At 55.2% G+C, this 26,083-nt stretch carries 24 protein-coding genes; 17 read left to right on the top strand and 7 right to left on the bottom strand.

Features of this window, described 5'->3' with window-relative positions:
• Positions 1 to 178 precede the first annotated feature (178 nt).
• The 6 genes from lptF (at position 179) to rsmA (ending at position 7,688) form a co-directional block, all read left to right on the top strand.
• Entirely contained in the window at positions 179 to 1,372 is a 1,194-nt protein-coding gene (lptF, locus tag RA157_RS14410; protein ID WP_350333826.1) for an LPS export ABC transporter permease LptF, read from the top strand.
• 2 nt (positions 1,373 to 1,374) lie between these two features.
• Positions 1,375 to 2,466: an LPS export ABC transporter permease LptG gene (gene lptG / locus RA157_RS14405; protein ID WP_350333825.1), complete on the top strand. Its 1,092-nt coding sequence runs from the start codon at positions 1,375 to 1,377 to the stop codon at positions 2,464 to 2,466.
• The gene (locus RA157_RS14400) at positions 2,463 to 4,784 is read left to right on the top strand and encodes an LPS-assembly protein LptD (RefSeq protein ID WP_350333824.1); all 2,322 of its coding nucleotides are present in this window, start codon (positions 2,463 to 2,465) and stop codon (positions 4,782 to 4,784) included. Before lptG ends, RA157_RS14400 begins: the two co-directional genes overlap by 4 nt.
• A gap of 95 nt (positions 4,785 to 4,879) precedes the next feature.
• The gene (locus tag RA157_RS14395; RefSeq protein ID WP_350333823.1) at positions 4,880 to 5,794 is read left to right on the top strand and encodes a SurA N-terminal domain-containing protein; all 915 of its coding nucleotides are present in this window, start codon (positions 4,880 to 4,882) and stop codon (positions 5,792 to 5,794) included.
• A gap of 44 nt (positions 5,795 to 5,838) precedes the next feature.
• On the top strand, positions 5,839 to 6,843 hold the full coding sequence (pdxA, locus tag RA157_RS14390; protein ID WP_350333822.1) for a 4-hydroxythreonine-4-phosphate dehydrogenase PdxA: 1,005 nt from the start codon (positions 5,839 to 5,841) through the stop codon (positions 6,841 to 6,843).
• 2 nt (positions 6,844 to 6,845) lie between these two features.
• Complete coding sequence (rsmA, locus tag RA157_RS14385; protein ID WP_350333821.1) at positions 6,846 to 7,688, top strand: 16S rRNA (adenine(1518)-N(6)/adenine(1519)-N(6))-dimethyltransferase RsmA; 843 nt, start codon at positions 6,846 to 6,848, stop codon at positions 7,686 to 7,688.
• Here rsmA and gmk read toward each other — a convergent pair whose 3' ends face one another.
• The 7 genes from gmk to fabD all read right to left on the bottom strand — a co-directional run bounded on the left by gmk (position 7,689) and on the right by fabD (position 14,324).
• On the bottom strand, positions 7,689 to 8,321 hold the full coding sequence (gmk, locus tag RA157_RS14380) for a guanylate kinase (RefSeq protein ID WP_350333820.1): 633 nt from the start codon (positions 8,319 to 8,321) through the stop codon (positions 7,689 to 7,691).
• Between the two features lie 16 nt (positions 8,322 to 8,337).
• Entirely contained in the window at positions 8,338 to 9,228 is an 891-nt protein-coding gene (locus RA157_RS14375) for a YicC/YloC family endoribonuclease (protein ID WP_350333819.1), read from the bottom strand.
• 43 nt (positions 9,229 to 9,271) lie between these two features.
• Complete coding sequence (mltG, locus tag RA157_RS14370; RefSeq protein ID WP_350333818.1) at positions 9,272 to 10,531, bottom strand: endolytic transglycosylase MltG; 1,260 nt, start codon at positions 10,529 to 10,531, stop codon at positions 9,272 to 9,274.
• Positions 10,532 to 10,669: 138 nt separating this feature from the next.
• Complete coding sequence (gene fabF, locus RA157_RS14365; protein WP_350333817.1) at positions 10,670 to 11,935, bottom strand: beta-ketoacyl-ACP synthase II; 1,266 nt, start codon at positions 11,933 to 11,935, stop codon at positions 10,670 to 10,672.
• 73 nt (positions 11,936 to 12,008) lie between these two features.
• Positions 12,009 to 12,245 carry an acyl carrier protein gene (locus RA157_RS14360; protein WP_350333816.1) on the bottom strand — a complete coding sequence of 79 codons (237 nt, stop codon included), beginning with the start codon at positions 12,243 to 12,245 and terminating at the stop codon, positions 12,009 to 12,011.
• A 261-nt stretch (positions 12,246 to 12,506) separates the two neighbouring features.
• Complete coding sequence (gene fabG / locus RA157_RS14355) at positions 12,507 to 13,244, bottom strand: 3-oxoacyl-[acyl-carrier-protein] reductase (RefSeq protein WP_350333815.1); 738 nt, start codon at positions 13,242 to 13,244, stop codon at positions 12,507 to 12,509.
• Positions 13,245 to 13,379: 135 nt separating this feature from the next.
• A complete protein-coding gene (fabD, locus tag RA157_RS14350) occupies positions 13,380 to 14,324 on the bottom strand; it encodes an ACP S-malonyltransferase (RefSeq protein ID WP_350333814.1) in 945 nt (314 codons plus the stop codon).
• Positions 14,325 to 14,705: 381 nt separating this feature from the next.
• Between fabD and rpsF the strand changes: the two genes are divergently transcribed.
• From rpsF to RA157_RS14295, 11 genes are all read left to right on the top strand, one after another.
• On the top strand, positions 14,706 to 15,068 hold the full coding sequence (gene rpsF, locus RA157_RS14345) for a 30S ribosomal protein S6 (protein ID WP_434058447.1): 363 nt from the start codon (positions 14,706 to 14,708) through the stop codon (positions 15,066 to 15,068).
• A gap of 22 nt (positions 15,069 to 15,090) precedes the next feature.
• Positions 15,091 to 15,336: a 30S ribosomal protein S18 gene (gene rpsR, locus RA157_RS14340; protein WP_350333813.1), complete on the top strand. Its 246-nt coding sequence runs from the start codon at positions 15,091 to 15,093 to the stop codon at positions 15,334 to 15,336.
• A gap of 124 nt (positions 15,337 to 15,460) precedes the next feature.
• On the top strand, positions 15,461 to 16,423 hold the full coding sequence (locus RA157_RS14335; RefSeq protein WP_350333812.1) for a DUF2232 domain-containing protein: 963 nt from the start codon (positions 15,461 to 15,463) through the stop codon (positions 16,421 to 16,423).
• A 51-nt stretch (positions 16,424 to 16,474) separates the two neighbouring features.
• Positions 16,475 to 17,074, top strand: a complete 600-nt coding sequence (gene rplI / locus RA157_RS14330; protein WP_350333811.1) for a 50S ribosomal protein L9 — start codon at positions 16,475 to 16,477, stop codon at positions 17,072 to 17,074.
• A gap of 304 nt (positions 17,075 to 17,378) precedes the next feature.
• Positions 17,379 to 18,635, top strand: coding sequence for a cyclopropane fatty acid synthase (locus RA157_RS14325; protein ID WP_350333810.1), 1,257 nt, complete (start codon positions 17,379 to 17,381; stop codon positions 18,633 to 18,635).
• A gap of 230 nt (positions 18,636 to 18,865) precedes the next feature.
• Positions 18,866 to 20,359 (top strand): replicative DNA helicase, encoded by a 1,494-nt coding sequence (locus RA157_RS14320; protein WP_350333809.1) that lies wholly within the window; start codon positions 18,866 to 18,868, stop codon positions 20,357 to 20,359.
• An 88-nt stretch (positions 20,360 to 20,447) separates the two neighbouring features.
• The gene (gene alr, locus RA157_RS14315; protein WP_350333808.1) at positions 20,448 to 21,590 is read left to right on the top strand and encodes an alanine racemase; all 1,143 of its coding nucleotides are present in this window, start codon (positions 20,448 to 20,450) and stop codon (positions 21,588 to 21,590) included.
• A gap of 19 nt (positions 21,591 to 21,609) precedes the next feature.
• Positions 21,610 to 23,001 carry a DNA repair protein RadA gene (gene radA / locus RA157_RS14310; protein WP_350333807.1) on the top strand — a complete coding sequence of 464 codons (1,392 nt, stop codon included), beginning with the start codon at positions 21,610 to 21,612 and terminating at the stop codon, positions 22,999 to 23,001.
• A 79-nt stretch (positions 23,002 to 23,080) separates the two neighbouring features.
• Positions 23,081 to 23,713 carry a CvpA family protein gene (locus tag RA157_RS14305; protein ID WP_350333806.1) on the top strand — a complete coding sequence of 211 codons (633 nt, stop codon included), beginning with the start codon at positions 23,081 to 23,083 and terminating at the stop codon, positions 23,711 to 23,713.
• Positions 23,714 to 23,791: 78 nt separating this feature from the next.
• A complete protein-coding gene (gene purF, locus RA157_RS14300; RefSeq protein ID WP_350333805.1) occupies positions 23,792 to 25,294 on the top strand; it encodes an amidophosphoribosyltransferase in 1,503 nt (500 codons plus the stop codon).
• A 54-nt stretch (positions 25,295 to 25,348) separates the two neighbouring features.
• Positions 25,349 to 26,077 carry an SDR family NAD(P)-dependent oxidoreductase gene (locus RA157_RS14295; RefSeq protein WP_350333804.1) on the top strand — a complete coding sequence of 243 codons (729 nt, stop codon included), beginning with the start codon at positions 25,349 to 25,351 and terminating at the stop codon, positions 26,075 to 26,077.
• Positions 26,078 to 26,083 lie beyond the last annotated feature (6 nt).

Here is a 26,083-nt window from a genome sequence, read left to right as displayed (position 1 = left end):
GCATGTCCCGAGGCCTTAATTAAGTGTCGCTAAGTTGGTACGCAGCGCGACCGGGGTCAAGATTAAGTTTTATTAACCATCTTTCTTTGCCTATTTTTAGCCAAGACCGTGTCTGATAAACTGGTCTGAATCGGGGCACGGGGTGCTCCCACCGGATCATGTCAGGACGCAGGCGGCGATGAGCCTTATAGAACGCTACATTTTCAAGCGTGCCTTCGGCGCGTTTTTGTTGTGCCTGACGGCTCTGACAGGCCTTGTCTGGGTGACGCAGGCCCTGCGCGAGTTTGACCTGATCACGTCCAAGGGTCAGACAATCCTCATCTTTATCCAGATTACGTCTCTGCTGATCCCCGTTCTGCTGATCGTCACCATGCCCTTTGCGCTGGTGATAGCAGCCATTTATACATTGAACACGCTCAGCACAGACAGCGAACTGATTGTGATCAATGCCAATGGCGGGTCCCCTAAGACTGTTGCCAAACCTTTGATTACACTTGGGATTATATGCACGATCTTCGGGCTTGTTCTCAGCCTGTGGCTCGCCCCTCTGTCCCTACGCAATCTCCGGGACAGCGTCACGCAGGTACAGGCTGATCTGATTGCCTCCATCGTCAAGCCCGGCAACTTCCGGACGCTGGATGACGGGCTGACCTTCCATATTCGTGACCGTGAGGCCAACGGCACCATGCGCGGCATCTTTGTCAGCGACAAGCGCGACAAGGAATTCGGCTTTGTCTATCTGGCGGACAAGGGACAGGTCATCGAGGCACCGCAGGGCACCTATCTTGTGATGCAGGACGGCAACATCCAGAGGATCAATCAGCAGAACGGCGAGATTTCAATTGTGAAGTTCGAATCTTATGCATTCGATCTGTCGCAATTCACCAATGTGGAAACCAGCTCCACCTATAAACCACGTGAGCAGCCGGTCACCTATCTTCTGTCCCCTGACCCGGATGATGCCTACTTCCAGCGCTATCCGGAACGCTATGTCATTGAACTGCATGACCGGCTTTCCGGTCCCTGGTACAATCTGGCCTTTGTCATGGTGGCTCTGGCGTTTCTGGGCTCTCCTCAGAGCATTCGCCAGGGGCGCATGACAGCCATTGTCATGGTCATTGCAGGTGTTGTGGCTGTGCGTCTTGGCGGTTTCCTTGGCGCAGGTCTTGCCAAGACAACCACCTACGGCTTTCTCGGCATGTATCTCTCCCCTGCGCTTGGGGTTTTCCTGCCCGTCTTCCTGATTACAGGAGGGCGTAAGCCAAAAATTCTCAGCTGGAGCGAACAGAAGCTGTATCTCTCTCTCGATACGATCAAGGCCCATGCAGCCCGCCTGACCAAGGCGCACGATCCGGTTGAGGGGCGGCAATAGCAATGGCTCTTCGGGTTCTCGGGTTTTACTTTGCAAGCCAGTTCGTCCGCAATTTTCTTGTTGTGCTGGCGCTCTGTTTCACGCTGATCTTCCTTGTTGATTTCGTCGAGGTGATCAGGCGCGCCGGAGACAAGCCCAATTACAGCACCTGGGATGCTTTTCTGATTGCTGCATTCCGCGCTCCGACCTTTCTCGAGCAGGCCTTTCCGTTCGCAGCCCTGTTCAGTGCCATTGCCACGCTGGTCAGCCTCAACCGGCGGTCAGAATTGACGGTGACACGGGCGGCAGGCATTTCCGTCTGGCAGTTTCTCCTGCCCATCGCTCTTTCTGCCGGTGCCATCGGCCTTGTCCTTGTGGCGCTCCTTAACCCGGTCACCACTTACCTGAAAGCCGAAGCCGATACCCGCCTGGTGCGCCTTCTCACAGTTGGCGATAATGTAACGGGTGCGCTGGATAGCGAGGCCTGGTTGCGACAGGGAGGGTCGGCGGGAGATTCGATCCTCAATGCCAAAGCCAGCCTGAATGATGGCAAGCTGCTCTACGGCGTTACAATTGTTGAGTTTGATCAGAACGGGCTCTTCAGCCGCAGGCTTGATGCACAGTCAGCAGAACTGAAAAACGGCCAGTGGCTGCTGAAAGACGGCAAGATTATTGCCGCTGATTCGGCACCGGTCCCGTTCGAGACCGAACTGATCGCGACGAATCTGAGCGAGACCTATCTCAGAGAGCGGCTGTCCAAACCTGACACGGTATCCGTCTGGCGTCTGCCGACCCTCATTGAATTTGCGGAGGCTGCAGGCCTTCCGGCGGATCGATATCGCCAAAAACTGCACTCGCTGATAGCCCTTCCCGTTCTTCTGATTTCAATGGTTCTCGTTGCAGCAACCGTTTCGCTGAAAATTTCGAGGATGGGCGGGCTGACAAAGCTGATTCTGGGTGGTGTTTCCGCTGGCTTCGTGCTTTATGTAATTTCAAAGATTGCTGGGGACTTGGGAGCGACCGGACTAGTGCCGCCTGGCATAGCTGCCTGGACGCCCTCTATTGTCGCAATGCTAATGAGTATGACGATCCTGCTGTATACGGAGGACGGATGAGTTTGTTGTGTACCGTCCGCAGAGAGAATACCACCAGACAAGCCAAGCGGCTGCGCCGTTTGCTACTGGCTTCTGTTTGTCTTTTTGCCTTCCCTCTTGCCGAGCTGGCCCAGGCCCAGACCATTGCCGATAAAGTCTCAAGCATCGATGTGAAGCAGGATGCGCCTCTGTTGGTTGAAGCAGATGAGCTGACTTACGATTTCGACAAGGGAGAGGTTATCGCCGAGGGCAATGTTCAGGTCTACTACGAGGACAATTCCCTCCGGTCGCAGAAGCTTGTCTATAATCAGAAAACAGGCCGTCTGATTGCATCGGGTGACGTTACGCTTATTCAGCCTGACGGAAACATTATCCGCGCAAGCCAGATCGATGTGACCCAGGATTTCAGCGAAGGTTTTGTTGCTGCACTTCAGCTGGAAACACCGGATCGTATTCATTTCGCCTCAGAGCGGGCTGAACGGCAGCCAGATGGCAGCGTGGTGTTTCATAATGGTGTATATGACGCCTGCGCATCCTGTGTGAAAGACTCGAACAAACGATCTGTCTGGCAGATCAAGGCACGCAAGATCATCTATAATCAGGAAAGCCAGCTGATCGAATATGATGATGCGAAATTTGAGTTCCTCGGCGTGCCGGTGGCCTATCTGCCGTATTTCGCACATCCCGATCCGAGCTCCGAACGCCGTTCCGGTTTTCTGACCCCGACACTCAGACAGCGTGACAATCTCGGCTTCGGCATCAGTGTTCCCTATTACTTCGCTCTGGCACCGGATTATGATCTGACTGTAACGCCCACCTATTACAGTGATCAGGGACTTCTTGCTCAGGCTGAATGGCGACACAAGATTCTTGATGGCGCCTATTCCATCCGCGCATCAGGCATTTTCCAGCGTGACCCGGAAGCATTTCTTGGCCAGTCCGGTGATCGTGATTTCCGTGGCAGCATTGAGACCGATGGTCGTTTCAACATCAACGACAACTGGGTCTGGGGCTGGCAGGGCTATGTGGATACAGACCGGGACTTTGGCGAGGATTACGGCCTTGTGCCAAGTCTGTCTCAGGATATCGCGTCAGAATTGTATCTGTCCGGACTAGGCGAGCGGAATTTCTTTGACCTCCGCGCCTATCACTTCCGCACCTTCAACTCCACAGACAATCAGGATACTCTTCCCGTCGTTCATCCGGTTCTTGATTACAACGTAATCTTTGATCAGCCGGTCTTTGGCGGCGAACTGAGCTATGACGTCAACTTCACCAGTCTGACACGTCAGGATCCTGAAACATTTGTTGCCGGTGGAACAACTTTCTCACCCGGCATTGAAGGCACAACATCACGCGGCACGGTTCAGGGGAACTGGCAAAAGCAGTTGATCGCGCCGGGTGGCCTGCTCATCAAGCCATTTGTCAATGCGCGTGGTGATCTGGCTTACGTCAACAGCGAGACCTCTGCACCGGCTCTGATTGAAGATGATCAGGCTGTCACCCGGGGCATGATTGCTGGCGGCTTTGAAGCCAGCTGGCCCATTCTGGTTGCCTCTCAATCTGTTACTCAGGTTTTCGAACCTGTAGCGCAGATCATTGTCCGTCCGGATTCCAACAACTTCTCCAGCATCCCCAATGAGGATGCCCAGAGTCTTGTTTTTGATGACACTAACCTGTTCTCTCTCAACAAGTTCTCCGGTTACGACCGGATTGAGGGCGGCACCCGAGCCAATGTAGGGCTGAAATATACAGCGCAGTTCCAGAGTGGTTACGCACTGCGCGCCGTTATCGGCCAGTCCTATCATCTCGCAGGTGACAATCCGTTTGATAATCAGGATATCGTCCAGAATACCATCGGCTCAGGCCTTGAGGATGATGTATCAGATATCGTTGCTGGTGCCAGCATCACGTCCAAGCATGGTATCGGCGCTGCTGCTCATATCCGGTATGATCAGGATGCCAGGGAAGTCCGGCGCGGTGAAGTGAACATCAATGGCGCCTATGGCCCAATCGCAGCGGCTGTGGGTTACACCTATTTCGATGAGCGTAACTCCGTCAATGTGACAGGTGTCAGGTCAGAAATCAGCGGTTCCCTCGCTGTGCAGATGACCGACTACTGGCGTGCCTTTGGTGGCATTCGTTTCGATGCGGACCTTGGTGAAGTGGTCTCGGGTAACGTGGGGCTGGCCTATGATGATGAGAGTTTCTCCATGTCAGTGACTTATGGAGAAAACCGTCAGCTCTTTACGGACCAGAATGTGGAACAGACGATCCTGTTGCGCATGCAGTTCCGTACTCTTGGTGAGTTGTCGACAAATCAGTCTCTGGACAATTGATGTTCAGACTTCCAAACTGTCGTGACATCGCCACAATTCAACGTCATTGACTGCCGCTGATACGGCAAGAACGATGGTTATGAGGACTTGATCGAATGAACATGGCTCGACTGATCCTTTGTGCAGCAGCGCTGCTTGTTCTCTCTGTGCCTAACGCAGCGATGGCCCAGAGCAAGATTGTCGCCGTCGTGAATGATGAGCCGATCACCTCTCTGGATGTGAACCAGCGCGCCCGTGTTTTGACCCTTATTGGCCAGGCACGTGGTAACGCACGCAATCAGGCTCTCGAAATGCTGATTGATGACCTGCTCGTCATCCAGGCAGCTCGCAGGCGGAACCTTTCTGTCGACGACAGTCAGGTCGATTCCTTTTTTGCGAGCCGAGCCAAAGCTGCACGCCTGTCACCTGCCCAGATGCAGCAGGCATTGCGTCAGCGCGGCGTCAATCCGCGGGCATTTAAGGATTTCCTCCGTGGACGTATGACTTATCAGCGTTACACAGGCGCCGTTGCACGGTCTCGCTTGCGTGTCACAGAACAACGTCTGTCCGCCGCCCTCAAGAAAAAGGGTGATGGAGCACAAACCAGCACCCAATATGAGCTGAAGCAGATCATCTTTGTTCTTCCAGAGAAAGCTTCTGCAGCCCTTGTTCGCCGTCGCGAGACGGAAGCAAATGCTCTCAGACGACGATTTGATGGCTGTGAGGAAGGTGAAAAGCTGGCTCGATCTCTCAAAGAAGTGGTGGTTCGATCTGCAGGGCGACGTAGCATTGGTGAAATCCAGGGCCGGATGCGGAAGATCGTCAAGGACACACCGATCGGCAAAGCTTCAAAACCGATCAGATCACCTCTGGGCCTTGAAATGATTGCGGTCTGCAGCAAGCGCGAGATTGCCAGTGATGCAGATGCAAGGATCGAAATTGGCCAGGATCTGCGTACGGAACAGGCAGACGCCATGCAGAAGCGCGTCATCCGTGACCTCCGGCAGGATGCCATTATCGTTCGCCGTTAAACGACTGCACCGCACCTACTCGACTGCAATGGGGGCAACACCATATGCTAGCAGTTACTCAGGGTGAACCTGCCGGTATCGGGCCGGATATCATTCTTTCATCCTGGCTTGGGCGCAGGGAACAATCCCTGCCTGAGTTTCTCGTGGTTGGCGACGCTGATTGCCTGGAGCAACGAGCCCATCTTCTGGGTCTTTCCGTCCCGGTTGCAGTTGTCCGTTCAGCATCTGAGGCCATGGCTTGCTTTGATGAAGCCTTGCCGGTCTTTGAAACGGAAAATCGTGTAACATCCGGTATACCCGGCCAGCCGGATGAGGCTGATGCTGCCTGTGTAATCGAAGCGATTGAGATTGCTGTTGCTCTTGAGGAGCGCGGCGAAGTCACTGCCGTTGTTACCGCGCCCATTCAGAAAAGCTCCCTCTATAGTGCCGGGTTCCATCATCCGGGCCATACAGAATTTCTGGGAGCACTTGGCACCAAACGGACAGGTCAGCCTTGTGAACCTGTCATGATGCTGGCTGGCCCGGACCTGAGGACTGTCCCCGTTACCGTCCATAACGCCCTGTCTGAAGTCCCGAGCCTTCTGACCCAGGAGCGGCTCGAGACTGTTGCCCGGATCGTCGCTCAGGATCTGAGTGAGCGGTTTGGTCTCGCCAGGCCTCGTCTGGCCTGTGCCGGGCTTAATCCACACGCGGGTGAAGCCCGCAGCATGGGTCACGAAGATGAAGATATCATCACGCCAGTCGTTGAGCGTCTGCAGAAGGACGGACTGGACATTCGAGGCCCCCTGCCCGCTGACACCATGTTTCATGCAGCAGCACGCAAGACCTATGACGCAGCGCTGGCCATGTATCACGATCAGGCCCTGATTCCGGTAAAAACGCTGGCATTTGACAGCACGGTGAATGTAACGCTTGGCCTGCCATTCGTACGCACGTCTCCGGACCATGGCACAGCTCTGGATATTGCCGGCTCAGGCCATGCTAATCCTGAGAGCTTTCAGGAAGCTCTGAAACTGGCCCACCAGCTGTCATCTGCGGGTTCTGAATAGTCATGGCTCAGATAGACAATCTTCCCCCACTCAGGGACGTCATTCGGCAACATGGCCTGAATGCCAAGAAGACTCTGGGTCAGAACTTCCTGCTTGATCTCAACCTGACGCTCAAGATTGCAAAGACTGCGGGCTCTCTTGAAGGCCGGACCGTTGTGGAAGTCGGTCCGGGCCCGGGTGGTCTCACCCGCGCTATTCTGGCTGCTGGAGCAGACAAGGTTATTGCAATCGAAAAAGACCAACGGTGTCTGCCAGCATTGCAGGAAATAGCTGACGCCTATCCCGGCAAACTTGATGTGATTGATGCAGATGCTCTGACCGTCGACATGACGACGCTGGTCTCCGGTCCTGCCCGGATCATCGCCAATCTGCCTTACAATGTGGCAACCCCGCTTCTGATCAACTGGCTGAAAACTGATCCATGGCCGCCCTGGTATGAATCGATGACGCTGATGTTTCAAAAGGAAGTTGCCCAGAGGATTGTTGCCGAAGCTGGTGAAAAGGCTTATGGCCGTCTCGGTGTGCTGTCCCAATGGCGCACAGACGCTTTTATTGCGTTCGATGTGCCGCCCTCGGCTTTTACGCCACCACCCAAAGTGACATCATCCATCGTCCATCTGGTTCCGAAAGATGCCATTGTCACAGCTGATGCGGAGGCCGTGGAAAATCTGACGGCCGCAGCCTTTGGCCAACGCCGCAAGATGCTGCGCCAAAGCCTGAAGAGCCTTGAGCCTGAGATTCTGGCTTATCTCGAGGACGTGGGTATTGAGCCAACAGAACGGGCCGAACAGGTTCCTGTTCCTGCCTTTCTGGCGTTGGCTCAAATGCTCAGCCGAAACGGGTGATCAGGACAGATCAGACCGCAGTCCATCGACAAAATCGGCCATATGAACCTGCCTGCTGCGACGGGATCGTTCTCCCTTGAGAATAGACTGCACAGTTTCAAAAGACGTCTGCAGATCATCATTGACGATCACGTAGTCATATTCCTGCCAGTGGCTCATTTCCTCGCTGGCATTTTTCAGACGTCGTTCAATCACCTCCGTACTGTCTTCAGCCCTGCGCTCAAGACGAGACCGTAGCTCGACAGCTGACGGAGGCAGAACAAAGACCGAGACGATATCAGCGCGCATCTTTTCATAAAGCTGCAGAGTGCCCTGCCAATCGATATCAAAGAGAACATCACGCCCGGCCTGAAGAGCTTTCTCCACCATCTCGCGCGGTGTGCCGTAGAAATTATCATGCACCTGGGCCCATTCCAGCAGGTCATCACGCTCTCGCATGTCCTGGAATTTCTCGACAGACAGGAAGTGATAATGCTTGCCGTCAATCTCGCTGCCGCGCCGGGCACGGGTCGTCACAGAAACTGAAATCTCCAGATCTTCTGAATCCAGCAAATGGCGGGCAATAGTGGACTTCCCGGCTCCTGATGGAGAGGAAAGGATGAGCATCAGGCCACGTCTGTTGGCTTGGTCCATAGGTCTTACTCTAGTCTTACTCTATATTCTGAATTTGTTCCCGAAGCTGGTCTATCGTGGCTTTCAGGTCGAGCCCGATTGCCGTCAGACCGCTATCGTTGGATTTTGAACAGAGGGTATTGGCTTCCCTGTTGAATTCCTGCGCGAGAAAATCAAGCCGCCGTCCAACCGCTTCGCCACTTGCAAGCAAGTCACGGGCTGCCTGGATATGGGCCGTCAATCGATCAAGCTCTTCACGAATATCAGCTTTGGTCGCCAGAATAACGGCTTCCTGATGCAGGCGCTCGCTATCCAGTGCAGACGCGCTTTCCAGAAGTTTTTCGACCTGCTCTGACAGCTTTTTGCGGATGGCATCCGGCGTTCGCGCTGGCGAAGCCTCGGCACGGGCAACAAGATCCTCAATTTCCGAGAGGCGATCCAGCAGAACAGAGGCCGTCTCCGCGCCTTCACGCTGTCGCATCTCCTTCAACTCAGCCAATGCGCCGGACAGACCGGAGAGGATATCTCTTTGCAGACTATCCATGTCATCGGGAGACTGGTCGCGCTTTTCTCGCACATCGATGGTGCCGCGAATAGCCAGCAGTCCTTCAATGGTCGGGGCTGCCAGTCCGCATTTTTCCGCGAGTGCTTTCGCCTGATGCGCCAAATCGATCAGCACAGCCTCATTGATCGTCGGCTGATCACTCTCGTCCACTCTGTGCACGCTGAGCGTCGCGTAACCCGTTCCGCGGCGCAGGACCGAGGCGATATCTTTCTTGGCGGCAGCTTCAAGCGCCTCAAACCCTGACGGCAGGCGCAAGCGGATATCCAACCCTTTGCCGTTGACTGTTTTGAGTTCCCAGGCCCATTGGGCTGAACCGCTTTCCCCCTCTGCCGTGGCGAAACCCGTCATACTAGCCAGAGTCATGTGTCCTCGCTCTGTGTTGTTGCCCCGCCTCGTTGGTCGTCAATCAGTTTGTGGACTGGCTGTTGGCTTCCGCCTCTTCCTTGCGCTTTTTCTCAATTTTACGCCAGCGCGCCACGTTCTTGTTGTGCTCTGCCAATGTCTCGGCAAAGGCATGGCCACCTGTACCATCAGCCACGAAGAACAGATCCTTGGTCCGGGACGGATTAGCAACGGCCTCAAGGGCTGCGCGTCCCGGATTGGCAATTGGTCCCGGTGGCAGGCCTTCGATCACATAGGTATTGTATGGGGTCGGCTTGGAAATCTCACTTCTCAGGATAGACCGTCCAAGAGTGGCCTTGCCGCCAACCAGTCCATAGATGATGGTCGGGTCGGACTGTAGTTTGATACCCTGGTTCAAGCGGTTGATGAACACACCAGCCACGCGCGGGCGCTCGTCGGCACGTCCTGTTTCTTTCTCAACGATAGATGCAAGAACCACCAGTTCCTGAGGGGTCTTGACGGGGAGCCCATCAACCCGGCGATTCCAGATGGATTCGAGTATCTTTTTCTGTTCCCTGCGCATCCGCTCGATGATTTCCTGTCGGGTGGTGCCACGGGTGAACGTGTAGGTTTCCGGCAGCAGGGAACCCTCTGCAGGGATATCGGTGATATCACCGACAAGTTTCTCAGCCTGACGCAGGCGGTCAACAATCTGCAGACTGGTCAGACCTTCCGGCAAGGTAACCGTATGCAGAATGGCCTTACCCTTCACCAGAGTATCCATAATCGTGCGCATGCTGGCATGCGCCGGGATGAGATATTCACCGGCTTTCAGTGATCCGGCAACACGGGATGCCTTAACGCCAAACTCAAAGACGGTTGCATCGGACAGAAGCCCTTCACGACGATCAATGACGCCAGAACGGCGCATGATATCCGAGATAGACGCGAGTGATGCACCATTCGGGATCAGGATCGTCCGGTCACTGGATAGCGGTCCCTCAGCATCAAAACGGGTCTTGCCATAATAGAGCAGCCCACCGGCACCAAGGACCAGGAGCATCAGCACCGACATGCAGAAATTCATGAAGATGATAATCGGATGCTTGGCAACGCGTGAACGCGCTGGAGGCTTCGGGCCAGGTTCCGGCTGGATAGCCTCGCGCGGGCTTCTGGGATTCGGTCTGGAGGATGAGATCAGATCGGCAGACGCAGACGCATCTCCGCCATCAGCAAATGACGTCACGTCCAGATCGTCGGCCTTGACGTCGCCATTCTCTGTTTCGTGTGCGGAAGGATCTGTGTCCGAGTTATTCGACATCATGTCACTCATCCGTTGCGCCAAAGAATAGCATTGTAATCGGAAATCAGTCGGTAGTCCGGCCCCGTTTACAATCTGGCATTTAAACCATCAGACTGTCAGGCCATGGCAGAGATCCGGTCTCCGCCATGGCTGATAGATTTAGTCGTTCACTTTACGCAGAACGAGTGATGCGTTTGTTCCACCAAACCCGAAGGAGTTGGACAGAACCGTATTGATTTCCATCTTCTTGGCCTCATGCGGCACCAGATCGATCGCCGTGTCAACGGACGGATTGTCCAGGTTGAGTGTCGGCGGTGCAATCTGGTCGCGAATGGCCAGAATGGAGAAAATCGCTTCAACGGCACCGGCGGCACCAAGCAGGTGACCAACAGCGGATTTGGTTGAAGACATGGTCAGGGAAGACGCTGCATCACCGGCAAGACGCTCAACAGCACCCAGCTCAATCTCATCTCCAAGCGGAGTGGATGTGCCATGGGCGTTGATGTAGTCCACATCAGCCATGGTGATACCAGCGCGATTGAGCGCGGCTTCCATGCAGCGATAACCGCCATCGCCATCAGATGATGGAGCTGTGATGTGATAGGCATCACCGGACAAACCATAGCCGACCACTTCAGCATAGATCTTGGCGCCACGTGCCTTGGCGTGCTCATATTCCTCAAGCACGACAACACCTGCACCCTCACCCATGACGAAGCCATCCCGGTCCTTGTCATATGGACGGGAACCGCGGGTCGGTTCTTCATTAAAGCCGCTGGACAGTGCCTTACATGCCGAGAAACCAGCAAGCGAGATGCGACAAACCGGAGATTCCGTTCCACCGGCAACCATCACATCCGCATCACCAAGAGCGATCAGACGCGAGGCATCACCGATAGCATGAGCACCGGTTGAACAGGCCGTAACCACAGCGTGGTTCGGGCCCTTGAGGCCGTGCTGAATGGAGACATATCCACCGGCCAGGTTGATCAGGCGGCCCGGGATAAAGAACGGGCTGACGCGCCGTGCACCCTTGTCCCGCAACGTGTAGCCCGCTTCCACGATACCGGAAATTCCACCAATGCCTGAACCGATCAGAACGCCGGAGCGAATCTGGTCTTCATAGGCTTCAGGAGCCCAGTCGGCATCTTTCAGCGCCATCGTCGCAGCAGCAACGGAGTAGACGATGAATTCATCGACCTTGCGCTGCTCTTTCGGCGACATCCAGTCATCCGGATTGTAAGTTCCGTCTGTTCCATCACCGCGCGGGATGGTGCAGGCAATCTTACAAGGGATATCTGACACATCGAATTGCTCGACAGCACGAGCACCGCTCTTGCCAGCGAGAATATTCTTCCAGGTCTCTTCGACGCCACAGCCCAGTGGCGAAACCATACCCAGTCCGGTAACTACTACACGTCTCATTCAGAACACCTCAAGCCGGGCCCCGTCATCCGGAGCCCGGCCATTGTCATTTCCAACAGAGGATCACAGATCCTTAGCCGGCGTTGGCTTCGAGGAACTTGACGGCATCGCCGACCGTCAGGATCGTTTCAGCAGCGTCGTCCGGGATTTCACAACCGAACTCTTCTTCAAACGCCATAACGAGCTCAACGGTATCAAGGCTGTCAGCGCCAAGATCATCGATAAAGCTTGCGCCAATGACGACCTTCTCAGCATCTACGCCGAGATGCTCAACAACAATCTTTTTCACGCGATCAGCGACGTCGCTCATGTTTATCTTCCTCGTTTCTATAACAATTACGGTTTGCAGGCTGCTTGCACCGAGTCAGTCAGACCGCAATTCGGTTGGTCCCTACCACGTGCAGGAAGAGAGCTCAAACGGTCATTGCCAGAATCCCGTAAAAACCGTTGAGAATCGTCCAAGAACACAGGGACAGGTGAACATTCAGGCGGGTGTTATCACATTTCCCTTATACATGCCAGCATCCAAATGCAGTGTAGGAAAAGCGACATCTGCCCACCTGAATCGACATCAGATCATTGCCATACCACCATTTACATGCAGGGTCTGACCCGTCATGTAAGCGGCCTCATCAGAGGCAAGATAGACAACGGCAGAGGCAATCTCGTCTCCGGAACCCATGCGGCCTGCCGGGATGGATCCAAGGATCGCTTCACGCTGCTTGTCATTCAGTTTGTCCGTCATGGCTGTTTCAATAAAGCCCGGCGCAATGGCATTCACGGTGATACCGCGTGACGCCACTTCCTGAGCCAGCGCCTTGGACATGCCGATCATGCCTGCCTTGGAGGCTGCATAATTGCCCTGCCCGGCATTGCCCGTAGTACCAACTACAGAAGAAATGCCGATGATGCGGCCATGACGCCTTTTCATCATACCTTTGATGGCAGCACGGGAGAGGCGGAATGTTGCTGTCAGGTTGACGGCAATCACATCATCCCAGTCTGCATCTTTCATACGCATGAAAAGACCATCGCGGGTGATACCTGCATTGTTGACCAGAATGTCGAGACCACCCATTGCCTCTTCGGCACGGGGGGCGAGCTGATCCACCTCACTCATATCACTCAGATTGGCCTGCAGGATGTGGGCCCGGTCACCGAGCTCCGCCTGCACGGCTTCAAGCGCTTCCATGCGGGTGCCTGACAGGGCCACGTCCGCACCACGCTCATGCAGTGCCTTTGCAATCGCCTTGCCGATACCGCCGCTGGCGCCGGTAACAAGAGCTTTCTTGCCAGTGAGATCAAACATCAGATTATCCTTCAAAAATTCAGGGGCCGAACCTTAGAGCATTTTGCGATGAACAGGATTCATGCGCATGCTCTCTGTCCTTGATGACGCGAGTTGTCTGTCGCCAAACCGGCCGCCACTTTGGCGCAACACGCTCTAAGCAGTCAGATTGGCCAGTGCAGCGTCAATATCATCCGGGCCGTTGACGGCAACACCCTGGACGGATTTGTCGATCCGGCGCACAAGACCAGTCAGCACTTTACCTGAACCGATCTCATAAAGCGTGGTGACATCATTGCCAGCAAACCATTGTACTGTCTCGCGCCAGCGCACCATGCCGGTGACCTGTTCAACCAGACTGCGGCGAATGGCATCCGGGTCAGAAATCGGGCTGACAAGAACATTGGCCACAACAGGAACAACCGGTGCATTGACCGTTACTTCCGACAGTGCCTGCTCCATTGCGTCAGCGGCTGGTGCCATCAGCGCACAATGGAATGGCGCACTCACAGGCAGCAGCATGGCCCGTTTGGCACCTTTGGTCTTGGCAATGTCAACGGCACGCTCAACAGCGGCCTTATGACCGGAAATAACCACCTGGCCATCGGCATTATCATTGGCTGCAGTGCAGACTTCACCCTGGGCTGCGGCATCGGCCACGTCTGCGGCAGTCGGGAAATCAAGTCCCAGAAGCGCAGCCATGGCACCCTCACCCACCGGCACGGCACTCTGCATGGCGTTGCCGCGAATGCGCAAAAGACGGGCTGCATCACTGATGGACAGCGCTCCAGCAGCAGCAAGGGCTGAATATTCACCGAGAGAATGACCGGCCACGTAGGAAATCTTATCGGCCATGGAGAATCCACGAGCCTCCAGCACCCGCATGACAGCAAGGCTGACAGACATCAGCGCAGGCTGGGCGTTTGCGGTCAGCGTCAGCGTTTCTTCAGGACCGTTCCACATAATATCGGAGAGTTTCTCGCCCAGCGCTTCATCAACTTCATCAAAAACGGCTTTTGCTTCTGGATATGCGTCAGCTAGAGCCTTACCCATACCGACGGCCTGACTGCCCTGCCCGGGAAACGTGAACGCAATGCTCATCCGGCTTCTTCCTCTTGTGCCCCACTTGGGTTATTCTCTGGTTGACCCTCTCCGGGGTCGGCCTTCTCTTAGGCCCAGAATCTTGCCGGATGTCAAGGTCCGGAGCAATACGAGATGCCGTTACGTCGCTTTCCCATACAAGGCTACTTTCCCCTTGCATTCCCGGTAAAAGCCTCTATAACCCGCGCATCCGGTCTTGATCAGCTGGTGGCTGAACGGAAGGCTGGGGGTTATTCCATAAAGAATGATCGCCCTGCAGGATCTCACGAGGGTCCGGCTTCCCGTGTCTCCGCTCTCGAAGACGTCTTAGAGGCCTTTCCAGAGGTTTCGATGAGGCTTTGCGCTGATCCGGACGCGTTGATTGAATAAGAGGAAGGCCCTATGGCACTTTACGAAACCGTATTCCTGGCTCGCCAGGACGTTTCTGCTCAGCAGGTTGATGCCCTGACCGAGCAGTTCAAAGCTATCATCGAAGAAACCGGCGGTTCCTTCGGCAAAACCGAATACTGGGGCCTGAAAACCCTGGCTTACCGGATCAACAAGAACCGTAAAGCGCATTACGTTCTGATGGACATCGACGCCGGTCACGACGCGATCTCCGAAATGGAACGCCAGATGCGTCTGAACGAAGATGTTCTGCGCTACATGACCGTTCGTGTTGAAGGTCATGACGAAGGTCCGTCTGCAATGATGCAGAAGCGTGACCGTGACGACCGCCGCGGCAAGCGCGGCCCGCGCGATTAATCGAACCGGGAGATAGAGAACCATGGATATTTCACAGATCCCAACCCGTCGCCCGTTCTTCCGTCGTCGCAAGACCTGCCCGTTCTCCGGTGAGAACGCGCCGAAGATCGATTACAAGGACATCCGTCTGCTGCAGCGTTACGTTTCCGAGCGCGGCAAGATCGTACCGTCCCGTATTACGGCCGTTTCCATGAAGAAACAGCGCGAACTGGCCCGTGCCATCAAACGCGCTCGCTTCCTCGGCCTGCTGCCTTACGTCATCAAGTAAGCAGTTCTGGAAATTCCGGAGGGCGGCTCTGTCGCCCTCCGTTTTGATGTTGATTTAAACCCATGTTGGGGACTGGCCGGATTTTCCGCGACCACCCTCTAACCGCAAAGGCGGGACAGCTCGGATGCTTCCTTACTGGCTCATCGGTATTCTTTCTGGCCTTGGCGCCGCAGTGCTCAATTTTGCAGCTCTGTCCGGCACTGGACTTGGCCTGATTCTGGTGATGCTCTCCCCGCTTCCGATTTTTATTGCGAGCCTCGGCTGGGGTAATCTGACCGGCCTGATTGCCGCAGCCATATCCGGTTTGTCTGTCGCGATAGCGTCAGCCCCCCTTGATGGTTTCCTGTTCTGCCTGGCAACGGGTCTTCCAGCCTTCTGGCTCTCAAACCTGGCCGGGCTGTCACGCACCTATACAGATGATCGCGGTCAGGAACAGACCGAGTGGTATCCGGTTGGCAATATCGTCGCCTGGGCAAGCGGCATTGCTTCTGCCCTCGTGATTCTGGTCTTCCTCGTCGCCTTCTCCTTCAGTGAAGTACGGATGGCTGAAGTCATCGGCAATCTGTCCAAGGAGCTTTTTGCGTCCGGGCTGATCAACACCGCTGAAGGCGTGAACGAAGCCAGCATCACCAATATGATGATGGTCCTGCTACCGCTGTCTTTTGCGCTGTTCAGCTTTGTGACGCTTCTTGGCAATCTCTACCTCTCAGCACGTATCGTTCGGATGTCAGGCCGCCTCGCCCGACCATGGCCTGATCTGTCCACATTCGAGCTGCCGCAGTGGTTCCCAATCCTGTTTGCGCTGGTCTTTGCCGTCGCTCTGTTTCTGGACGGCATGATCGGCAGAAGCTTTCAGGTGATTGCCATCTCGATTGCCGGCAGCTTCCTGTTTCTGGGGCTGGCGGTTCTGCACGTCATTACCCGAGGTCGTTCAGCTCGCCCGCTGTTGCTGGGAGGCCTCTATCTCTTTCTGTTTTTCTTCGGCTGGATCGGCATTCCCATCATGATTCTGGGCGCCATTGAGACCAGCAAGAACTTCCGTGGCCGCTTTATCGGCCAGAACACAAACCAGCCGGACTCTGAGTAGTCCGGAAAGAAACCGGCCGGACCTCTCCGGCCCCATAAAAGGAACTGAACCATGCAGGTTATTCTTCTTGAGCGTGTAGCCAAGCTCGGCCAGATGGGCGAAATCGTCAACGTTCGTGACGGCTATGCCCGTAACTACCTTCTGCCGCAGGGCAAAGCCATGCGCGCCAACAACGAAAACAAAGCCCAGTTCGAAGCACAGCGCGCCCAGCTTGAAGCACGCAACCTCGAGCGTCGTCAGGAAGCTGAGCAGGTTGGCGAGAAACTCAATGGCGAGAGCGTTGTTGTTATCCGTCAGGCTGGTGAAACAGGTCACCTCTATGGTTCCGTTTCCACCCGTGACATCGCAGACTCCCTGACCGATTCCGGCTTCACCGTTGCCCGTAACCAGGTCAGCCTTGAGCGTCCGATCAAAACCATCGGTCTGCACAGCGTTGCCATCGTCCTCCACCCGGAAGTGGAAGTCGAAGTTTCTGTTAACGTTGCCCGTTCTGAAGACGAAGCTGCCCGTCAGGCCAGCGGTGAAGACCTCACCGTCACCGATTACGACGAGTTCGAATTCGAAGCTGACGATGAAGACGAAGACGGCGAAGAAGCCGGTTCTGACGACGAAGCAGAAGCAGCAGAAGGCGAAGAAGCCTCTGCTGAATAATATAGTCAGAGATCCACTTTCTCTGATATTGCAGAAGCCCGGCCAATGGCCGGGCTTTTTTTTCGTACCATCACAAAGAAAACACAAAGCTGTGGTTCTTATGGTTTCCGCATTTTGAAGACCTAAATATTTCAGTAATCAGAACAATACTGCCACTTTATTCTGTTGATATGCTTATACGTTCAGATATGTCTTTATTATTGGAAAACCCGAACTGTCATTGATTTTTACTTTTTAGACTATCCGCGGCATATCTGGATATGGGTTGCGACATTTTCATCACGTGGCAGTGCGGGAGATGAGCATGAACCGCCTGTTATTCAGTTTTCTCAATCGCATCATTGTTAAGGGGAGTCTGACAGTTATTGACTGCGCCGGACAATCCTTTCACTTCGGAGAAGTCCAAAGCAAGCAGACCGTCACCATTCGCCTGACAAACAGGACAACAGAATGGAAACTGATCGCCGACCCGGAACGAGAGGCTGGCGAGGCCTATATGGATGGCCGCCTTCTGGTGGAACAGGGTAGCCTTTACGACTTTCTTGCCCTGGCTATTGCCAATATGGAGGCTGCGAAACGCCCCTGGTGGATGGCTACGCTTTCCCGCCTGCGTGTCTGGACGCGTCGTTTCCGGCAAAACAACACCAGGAAGAGAGCCCAGCAGAACGTGGCTCATCACTACGACCTGAGTGGCGCTCTGTATGACCTGTTTCTTGACACAGACAAACAATATTCCTGTGGCTATTTCGAAGACAGTACCTCAACCCTGGAAGACGCCCAGCTGGCAAAAAAACGCCACCTTGCGGCCAAGCTTCATATTCAGCCAAACCAGACTGTTCTGGATATCGGGTCCGGCTGGGGCGGCCTGAGCCTTTATCTGGCGCAGAACTATCCCGTTTCCGTAACCGGTGTGACGCTGTCTGAAGAGCAGTTTGATATTTCCCGCTGTCGTGCAAAAACACAAAACCTGAGAGACCGGGTGGATTTCCGTTTCAGGGATTACCGCAAACTGGAACAGAAGTTCGACCGGATTGTCTCGGTGGGCATGTTTGAGCATGTCGGCATTGGTCATTTCCCGGAATTTTTCAATATGTGCCACAATCTGCTTGCAGATGATGGTGTGATGGTTCTGCACTCCATCGGTCGACTTGACGGGCCGGGCGAAACCAATCCCTGGATTCGCAAATATATCTTCCCGGGCGGTTACATGCCCGCTCTCTCCGAGGTCCTGCCCGTTCTCGAGCGCTCAGGTCTGAAGGTCACAGATGTTGAAATTCTGCGCCTTCACTATGCTGATACGCTCCGTGCCTGGCGAAACCGCTTTATGGCTCGGTGGGATGAGGCGGCCATGCTTTACGATGAACGTTTCTGTCGGATGTGGGAATTCTATCTTGCCGCCTGTGAAACCGCATTCCGCTATCAGGATCTGATGGTCTTCCAGATCCAGATGGTGAAGGATCAGACTGTCCTGCCCATGACACGGGCTTACATGCAGGATGAGGAAGACCGTCTTCGTCAGCAGGATGGCGACAAACCCCGCTTTGGCGTGGCCTGCGAGTAGAGATGAAATGCCGGATCGAATCGGGTCCGTGCCAAAATCCAGAGCGATTCACAAGCTTTCACAGGGGAGATTTTCACCCCTGTGGGAATCCGTGGAAAACGCTGTTTTTCTTCTGAATCCGTACAACGCTACCACGCACCTCCTTCCATCCCATCCAAGCTTCTGCATAATGCGAACCGACAGAGGGTAATCATTGCGTTTGCCCTTGAGGGGCACCGGAGGTCTAGGGCATGGCAGAGCCTGCAAGACAGCAATCTTCTGCGGATCAGATGCTGACGCGTCAGGCACCGCGCAATCTTGAAGTTGAACAGCAGCTTCTCGGCGCGATTCTGGTCAATAACGAGACCTTTTTCCGTGTGTCCGATTTCCTTGAGGCCGGCCATTTCTATGACCAGACCCACAAGGATATCTACGAGAAGTCGGCTCAGCTGATCCAGGCGGGTAAAACAGCATCCCCTCTGACCCTGAAAACCTTCTTTGCCGATGACCTGCAGGTTGCCGACATGCCGGTGCTGCAATATCTGATGCGGCTGGCTGGCCAGGCAACAACTGTCATCAACGCCGAAGACTATGGTCGACTGATCAAGGATCTGGCGACCCGGCGCAACCTGATCCGCATTGGCGAGGACATGGTCAATATCGCGTTTGACGCGCCGATTGACATGCCACCCTCTTCACAGATCGAGGATGCGGAACGGCGTCTGTTTGACCTGGCTGAGACGGGCCGATCCGACGGCGGGTTTATTACCTTTTCCGATGCACTGCGCGACGCCATCGACATGGCCAGTGCCGCCTATCAGAGAGATGGCCAGCTTTCAGGGATTTCGACCGGCCTGAAAGACCTTGATGAAAAGATGGGTGGTCTCCAGCATTCGGATCTGATTGTCCTTGCCGGTCGTCCCGCCATGGGCAAGACCTCGCTTGCGACCAATATCGCTTTCAACATTGCCCGCGCCTATCAGTCAGAGGAACAGCCGGACGGTACGGTGAAGACCGTGAATGGCGGCGTTGTCGGCTTCTTCTCTCTGGAGATGTCCGGCGAACAGCTCGCCACCCGTATTATCTCCGAGCAGGCCGAAGTTCCATCCGGTGACATCCGGCGCGGCAAGATTGACGAGAACCAGTTTTCCCGGATCGTCAACGTCTCGCAGGAGATGCAGCGGGTTCCGCTCTATATTGACCAGACCGGTGGTATTTCCATTGCAGCTCTGACGGCCCGGGCCCGGCGATTGAAGCGCCAGCGCGGTCTCGACTGTCTGGTCATCGACTATCTGCAGCTCATTACCGGTTCCGGCAAGAAATCCAGTGAGAACCGTGTTCAGGAGATCACGGCCATCACCACCGGTCTCAAGGCACTGGCGAAAGAACTGAATGTTCCGGTTATCGCGCTTTCCCAGCTTTCCCGTACGGTGGAAAGTCGTGATGACAAGCGCCCGCAATTGTCTGACTTGCGTGAATCCGGCTCTATCGAGCAAGACGCCGATGTCGTGATGTTTGTTTATCGCGAAGAGTACTATCTCGAAAAACAGATGCCGAAAGAGAACAATCTGGAAGGCATGGCCCAGTGGCAGGCCGAAATGGACCGGGTCATGAACAAGGCCGAAGTGATCATCTCCAAACAGCGTCACGGCCCCACAGGCAGTGTGCCCTTGCAGTTCACCAAGGAATTCACCCGCTTTGATGACCTGATCGATGATGATTACCTTCCCGAACGAATGGAGTAGGCTTTCCTGCCGATCTGCTCTTGCCATCACTCATGGGTAACCCTAGGGTCGCCGCATAAGTGAAGTTCAGTCCATCGGGGTACCTTTCATGTCCAAATCGGGAAACAGGCCAATCAACCCGTTGTCCGGTGCGCGTGTCACTGTCAACCTGTCCGCCCTGGCAGACAACTGGTCCTATCTGAACGCGGAATCCGGTGCTGCGGAATGTGCGGCAGTCGTCAAGGCAGACAGCTACGGAACAGGCGTCGAACCAACCGTCGTGGCTCTGCAGCAGGCCGGATGTAACACCTTCTTCGTCGCCCTGCCTGAAGAAGGCGTCGCTGTCCGCCGTGTTTCCCCCAACGCGGTCATTTATGTTCTCAACGGCCTTTTCCCCGGCGTTGAATCTCTTCTGGCCAGCGCCCAGCTTCGTCCGGTTCTCTCAAGTCTGGATGAGGTGCGGGACTGGGCATCCTATTGCAGCGATACAGGTGATCGTCTCCCCGCGGCTCTGCATGCGGAGACAGGAATAAACCGCCTTGGCATGCGACGGGAAGACCTTGAATATCTCGCAGCACAGGACGACCTGCTCGGCGCGTTCGCACCCACCTTGCTGATGGGGCATCTGGCTTGTGCGGATGAACCCGATCACCCGATGAATGCACAGCAGCTGGCTGAGTTTGAAGCAATCCGCAGGGCCTATCCCGGCCTGCCATGCTCACTTGCCAATTCCTCCGGGATTTTCCTGGGCGAGGCCTATCGGTTCGACCTGGTCAGACCAGGCATCGCGCTCTTTGGCGGCAACCCGACACCAGGCAACCCAAACCCGATGAAGACGGTTGCCTATCTGGATGCACGTGTCATGCAGGTGCGTACGGTCCCTGCCGGTGAAACCGTTGGATATGGTGCGAACCGGACACTCAAGCGCGAGACGCGGCTTGCTGTCATCGCTGCCGGATATGCAGACGGCTACAAGCGCATGGCCAGCAATACGGACAGCCAGACAGGCGGGGTCGCCTATCACAAGGGACAGGCTGTGCCACTCCTCGGCCGGGTTTCGATGGATCAGATCACACTGGATGCAACAGACAGTCCTGACCTCCAACGCGGCTCTTTGATAGAGCTACTCGGCGATCATGCTATTGTGGACGATGTTGCAAAGGCATGCGGTACGATCAGTTACGAGATCCTGACCAATCTCGGACATCGTTACGAACGGGTCTACATAGACCGCCATTCCGTGGTCGACTAGAGTCAGGGATACGGGCGATTTGGCAAAGCAGAAGACAAATTATATCTGCCAGAACTGCGGCACTGTCAGCAGCCGCTGGGCGGGGCGTTGTGATTCCTGTGGTGAATGGAACAGCATTGTCGAGGAAGCTCTTGAAGCACCGATTGCCTCAGGCGGAGCACGCCTTGGTGCCAAAGGTCGGGTGATTGAACTTGTCGGCCTTGATGGAGACCGCAAGGAAGCCCCCCGGATCGCATCCGACATCAAGGAGCTTGACCGCGTCACCGGCGGCGGCATTGTCCACGGCTCAGCTCTGCTGGTGGGCGGAGACCCCGGCATTGGCAAATCCACAATCCTTATCCAGGCCGCAGCCTCCCTGGCACGCGCCGGGCACGGGGTTGTCTATATCTCCGGTGAGGAAGCCATCGACCAGGTCCGGCTCCGGGCTGAACGCCTCGGGTTGAGTGATGCGCCGGTCAAGCTGGCATCAGAGACCAGCGTTGAAGACATTCTCGCAACGCTGAACGCGGACAAGCCCCCTGCCCTTGTCATCATTGATTCCATCCAGACGCTATGGACGAGCGCCGTTGAATCAGCCCCCGGTACGGTCACTCAGGTGCGCGCCTCGGCGCAAAGCCTTATCCGTTACGCTAAGAAAAGCCGGTCTGCGGTTATTCTGGTTGGTCATGTGACCAAGGACGGTCAGATTGCCGGACCTCGCGTGGTTGAGCATATGGTCGATGCTGTGCTCTATTTTGAAGGTGAACGAGGCCATCAGTTCCGCATCCTGCGGGCGGTGAAAAACCGTTTTGGTCCGACTGACGAAATCGGCGTCTTCGAGATGGGGGATTCAGGGCTTCGCGAAGTCCATAACCCATCCGAGCTGTTTCTCGGTGATCGGGACAATCCGTCTCCCGGCACTGTGGTCTTCGGCGGTATGGAGGGCACCCGTCCTATTCTCGTGGAAATCCAGGCTCTCGTCACACCATCAAGCCTTGGCACGCCACGCCGTGCTGTTGTCGGCTGGGATACAAGCCGGCTGTCCATGGTGATTGCCGTGCTTGAGGCTCACTGCGGGGTCAAGCTCGGGATGCATGATGTCTATCTGAATGTGGCAGGCGGCTTGCGTATTCAGGAACCTGCAGCAGATCTGGCTGTAGCCGCTGCACTGATTTCCTCGCTGGCGGGGGTTGCTCTTCCCTCTGATTGCGTCTATTTCGGCGAAGTCAGTTTGTCGGGGGCAGCACGACCGGTCAGTCATACGCCGCAAAGGCTGAAAGAAGCTGAAAAACTCGGCTTTGGAAAAGCAGCCGCGCCTATGCCAGGCAAGATTGACACAAAGTCCTACGGGCTGACGCTAGAAGCCATTACCTCACTTTCCGGTTTTGTTGCCCGGATTGCGGCCCAGGCTCCAGCACAAAGAAAAGATTAAAGACTGTAGCGTACTGATCTGCTAAGTAACGACCCGTAATCCATGGGTCTCTGGATATGTTTGAAAAGGACGGTGTCCAATGCCGATTACCTGGCTTGATGGCATTCTTTTGGGTCTGATGTTCATTTCCGCAATTCTGGCGATGGTTCGCGGGTTCATGCGGGAAGTCCTGTCGATCACATCCTGGGTGGCTGCGGTTGTAGCCGTATTTGTGCTGTTCAAATCTGTCTATCCCTTCGCGCTTGAACAGATTTCCGACAAGACAATCGCTGCAGCGGCCACTGTTGGTGGTGTGTTTCTCGTGACCCTTCTGCTGGTCTCCCTTATCACCATCAAGATTTCCGACCTTGTTCTCGACAGCAAGATCGGCCCGCTCGACAGAACACTGGGCTTTGTCTTCGGCTCTGCACGTGGATTCCTGCTGATGACCATTGCGATGATCTTTGTGAACTGGCTGGTTCCCTCTGACGGACGTCCGGGCTGGATTGAGGATGCCAAGTCCAAGCCGGCACTCGATACCGCTGCTGAAGAGATCATCACACTTCTGCCCGATGATCCGGAGCTGTTCAACACATGGATTGATGCGCTCAAAAACGTCTTTGCTGAAGAAAGCGGAGATCAGGCGTCACGTACGATCACAGATGAACCGGCGCGTTATTCCGACGCCAGCCGCGGTCAGCTTGATCAACTTGTGGCGAGCGATGCACAATAATTATAAGCCGGGGTTCTTTTCCGGGCGACAAAACGCAAGAATATCGCTAAATGTGCCGCTCTGGCACGACACAAGACCATGAGGCTCAAGACTGTGGAAGATTTCACGTCCCACCCCTTTGAGGCCGCAGGCTCTGCCTGCACTTCGGATGATGATGCTTTTCATGAAGAATGCGCGATTTTTGGCATCTTCAATCATGAGGCCGCACCAGCGCTGACCACTCTTGGTCTGCACGCGCTGCAGCACCGCGGTCAGGAAGCTTCCGGCATTGTGAGCTATGATGGAACCCAGTTCCATTCCGAGCGCCATGTTGGGCTGATCGGCGACAACTTCACCCAACAGGCCGTTCTTGATCGCCTGCAGGGCACCCGTGCCATTGGGCATAATCGTTATTCCACGGCTGGCGGTGGCGGTATCCGCAACATTCAGCCGCTCTATGCGGAGTTTGCCGGTGGCGGCTTTGCAGTGGCCCATAACGGTAACATCACCAATGCCCGCACCCTGCAGCGTCAGCTTCAGGAACGGGGCTCTATTTTCCAGTCCACATCGGACACGGAAACAATCATTCACCTGATCGCCACATCCAATCGCGGTCCGCTGGTTGAGCGTATGATTGATGCCCTGCGTCAGTTGGAGGGTGCTTTCTCGATTGTTGCCCTTTCCGAGAAAAAGCTGATTGGGGCGCGTGATCCTCTCGGGGTCCGTCCACTGGTACTTGGCAAGCTGGATGACGCCTATGTACTGGCATCCGAGACCTGTGCATTTGACATTATCGGCGCGGACTTCATTCGCGAGATCGAACCAGGTGAGATGGTGGTGATTACGGACAAGGGCCTTGAGAGCCTCCATCCGTTCCGGACCCATGCCTCCCGCTTCTGCATCTTCGAATATGTCTATTTCGCCCGCCCGGATTCCAATTTTGCCGGAACCAGCGTCTACAATGTGCGCAAGCGTATTGGTGGCGAGCTGTCCCGTGAATCGGGTGTGGAAGCTGATGTGGTGGTGCCTGTGCCTGATTCAGGCGTGCCTGCAGCCATCGGCTTTTCCGAAGCATCCAATATTCCGTTCGACTACGGCATTATCCGTAACCACTATGTGGGTCGGACCTTCATTGAGCCCACAGACACGATCCGTCATATGGGCGTGAAGCTGAAGCACAATGCCAATCGCAGCATTCTGGAAGGTCGTCGTGTGGTTCTGGTGGATGATTCCATCGTGCGCGGCACCACATCCAAGAAAATCGTTCAGATGGTTCGCGATGCCGGTGCCAAGGAAGTCCACATGCGGATTGCCAGCCCGCCGACCACCAATGCCTGCTATTACGGCGTCGATACGCCGGAGAGCTCCAAGCTTCTGGCTTCTCAGATGTCTATCGAAGAGATGTCCCGCTATATCGGCGTTGACTCCCTCGCTTTCCTGACCATTGACGGGCTCTATCGTGCGGTTGGTGATGAAAACCGCAACAATGACGCTCCACAGTTCTGTGACGCCTGTTTCACCGGAGAATATCCGACGGTGCTCACCGACAAGGAAGGCACAGCGTCTGACCGCCCGATTACGCGGCTGGTTGAAAATCACTAGAATTCAGATGCCCGGCCAAAACCCGGGCATTACTCTTTCCCTGGAGATAAGTCCATGACAAACGCCCTTCAGGATCGCCTCGTAGTGGTCACAGGCGCGTCTCGCGGCATTGGCTATCATGCAGCTCTGGCGGCAGCAAAGGCTGGCGCGCATGTTGTAGCCATCGCGCGGACCGTGGGTGGCCTCGAAGATCTGGATGATGCGATCAAGGCCGAAGGTGGCCAGGCCACTCTGGTGCCTCTTGATCTGAAAGACATGGAAGCCATCGACCGCCTCGGTGCGGCCCTTTATGAGCGCTGGGGCAAACTCGACGGCCTGATCGGCAATGCGGGCATTCTCGGCACGATCTCTCCCGTTGGTCATATCGAACCCAAGGTCTGGGATGAGGCCATGCTGATCAATGTGACCGCCAACTGGCGTCTGCTGCGATCATTCGACCCGCTGCTGCGGCAGTCTGATGCGGGTCGTGCGGTCTTTGTCACCTCCGGTGCAGCCCAGAAATGCAAGCCGTTCTGGGGCGCGTATTCCACCACCAAGGCAGCCTTGAATGCCCTTGTGAAAACCTATGCAACAGAGAATGTGAATTTCAACATTCGCGCCAATGTGTTCAGCCCTGGACCTGTTCGCACAGCCATGCGCGCTCAAGCGGTACCGGGCGAGGATCCCAATACCCTGCCGACGCCACGGGATGTTGCACCGGATTTGATTTCAATGATTTTTCCGGACTTTAACAAAACGGCTCAATGCTTTGATTTCAAAGAAAAGAGTTGGTCAGATATCTGACTTGAT

It is taken from the genome of Coralliovum pocilloporae, from assembly GCF_030845175.1.
In the GTDB taxonomy this organism is placed as follows: domain Bacteria; phylum Pseudomonadota; class Alphaproteobacteria; order Rhizobiales; family Cohaesibacteraceae; genus Coralliovum; species Coralliovum pocilloporae.
This window is presented reverse-complemented; position numbering and strand designations above follow the sequence as displayed.

Excerpts from the sequence above, each read along its gene's own strand:
- lptF (WP_350333826.1), top strand. The coding sequence starts at position 179 with ATGAGCCTTATAGAACGCTACATTTTCAAGCGTGCCTTCGGCGCGTTT.
- lptG (WP_350333825.1), top strand. The coding sequence starts at position 1,375 with ATGGCTCTTCGGGTTCTCGGGTTTTACTTTGCAAGCCAGTTCGTCCGC.
- RA157_RS14400 (WP_350333824.1), top strand. The coding sequence starts at position 2,463 with ATGAGTTTGTTGTGTACCGTCCGCAGAGAGAATACCACCAGACAAGCC.
- RA157_RS14395 (WP_350333823.1), top strand. The coding sequence starts at position 4,880 with ATGAACATGGCTCGACTGATCCTTTGTGCAGCAGCGCTGCTTGTTCTC.
- pdxA (WP_350333822.1), top strand. The coding sequence starts at position 5,839 with ATGCTAGCAGTTACTCAGGGTGAACCTGCCGGTATCGGGCCGGATATC.
- rsmA (WP_350333821.1), top strand. The coding sequence starts at position 6,846 with ATGGCTCAGATAGACAATCTTCCCCCACTCAGGGACGTCATTCGGCAA.
- gmk (WP_350333820.1), bottom strand. The coding sequence starts at position 8,321 with ATGGACCAAGCCAACAGACGTGGCCTGATGCTCATCCTTTCCTCTCCA.
- RA157_RS14375 (WP_350333819.1), bottom strand. The coding sequence starts at position 9,228 with ATGACTCTGGCTAGTATGACGGGTTTCGCCACGGCAGAGGGGGAAAGC.
- mltG (WP_350333818.1), bottom strand. The coding sequence starts at position 10,531 with ATGATGTCGAATAACTCGGACACAGATCCTTCCGCACACGAAACAGAG.
- fabF (WP_350333817.1), bottom strand. The coding sequence starts at position 11,935 with ATGAGACGTGTAGTAGTTACCGGACTGGGTATGGTTTCGCCACTGGGC.
- RA157_RS14360 (WP_350333816.1), bottom strand. The coding sequence starts at position 12,245 with ATGAGCGACGTCGCTGATCGCGTGAAAAAGATTGTTGTTGAGCATCTC.
- fabG (WP_350333815.1), bottom strand. The coding sequence starts at position 13,244 with ATGTTTGATCTCACTGGCAAGAAAGCTCTTGTTACCGGCGCCAGCGGC.
- fabD (WP_350333814.1), bottom strand. The coding sequence starts at position 14,324 with ATGAGCATTGCGTTCACGTTTCCCGGGCAGGGCAGTCAGGCCGTCGGT.
- rpsF (WP_434058447.1), top strand. The coding sequence starts at position 14,706 with ATGGCACTTTACGAAACCGTATTCCTGGCTCGCCAGGACGTTTCTGCT.
- rpsR (WP_350333813.1), top strand. The coding sequence starts at position 15,091 with ATGGATATTTCACAGATCCCAACCCGTCGCCCGTTCTTCCGTCGTCGC.
- RA157_RS14335 (WP_350333812.1), top strand. The coding sequence starts at position 15,461 with ATGCTTCCTTACTGGCTCATCGGTATTCTTTCTGGCCTTGGCGCCGCA.
- rplI (WP_350333811.1), top strand. The coding sequence starts at position 16,475 with ATGCAGGTTATTCTTCTTGAGCGTGTAGCCAAGCTCGGCCAGATGGGC.
- RA157_RS14325 (WP_350333810.1), top strand. The coding sequence starts at position 17,379 with ATGAACCGCCTGTTATTCAGTTTTCTCAATCGCATCATTGTTAAGGGG.
- RA157_RS14320 (WP_350333809.1), top strand. The coding sequence starts at position 18,866 with ATGGCAGAGCCTGCAAGACAGCAATCTTCTGCGGATCAGATGCTGACG.
- alr (WP_350333808.1), top strand. The coding sequence starts at position 20,448 with ATGTCCAAATCGGGAAACAGGCCAATCAACCCGTTGTCCGGTGCGCGT.
- RA157_RS14305 (WP_350333806.1), top strand. The coding sequence starts at position 23,081 with ATGCCGATTACCTGGCTTGATGGCATTCTTTTGGGTCTGATGTTCATT.
- purF (WP_350333805.1), top strand. The coding sequence starts at position 23,792 with ATGAGGCTCAAGACTGTGGAAGATTTCACGTCCCACCCCTTTGAGGCC.
- RA157_RS14295 (WP_350333804.1), top strand. The coding sequence starts at position 25,349 with ATGACAAACGCCCTTCAGGATCGCCTCGTAGTGGTCACAGGCGCGTCT.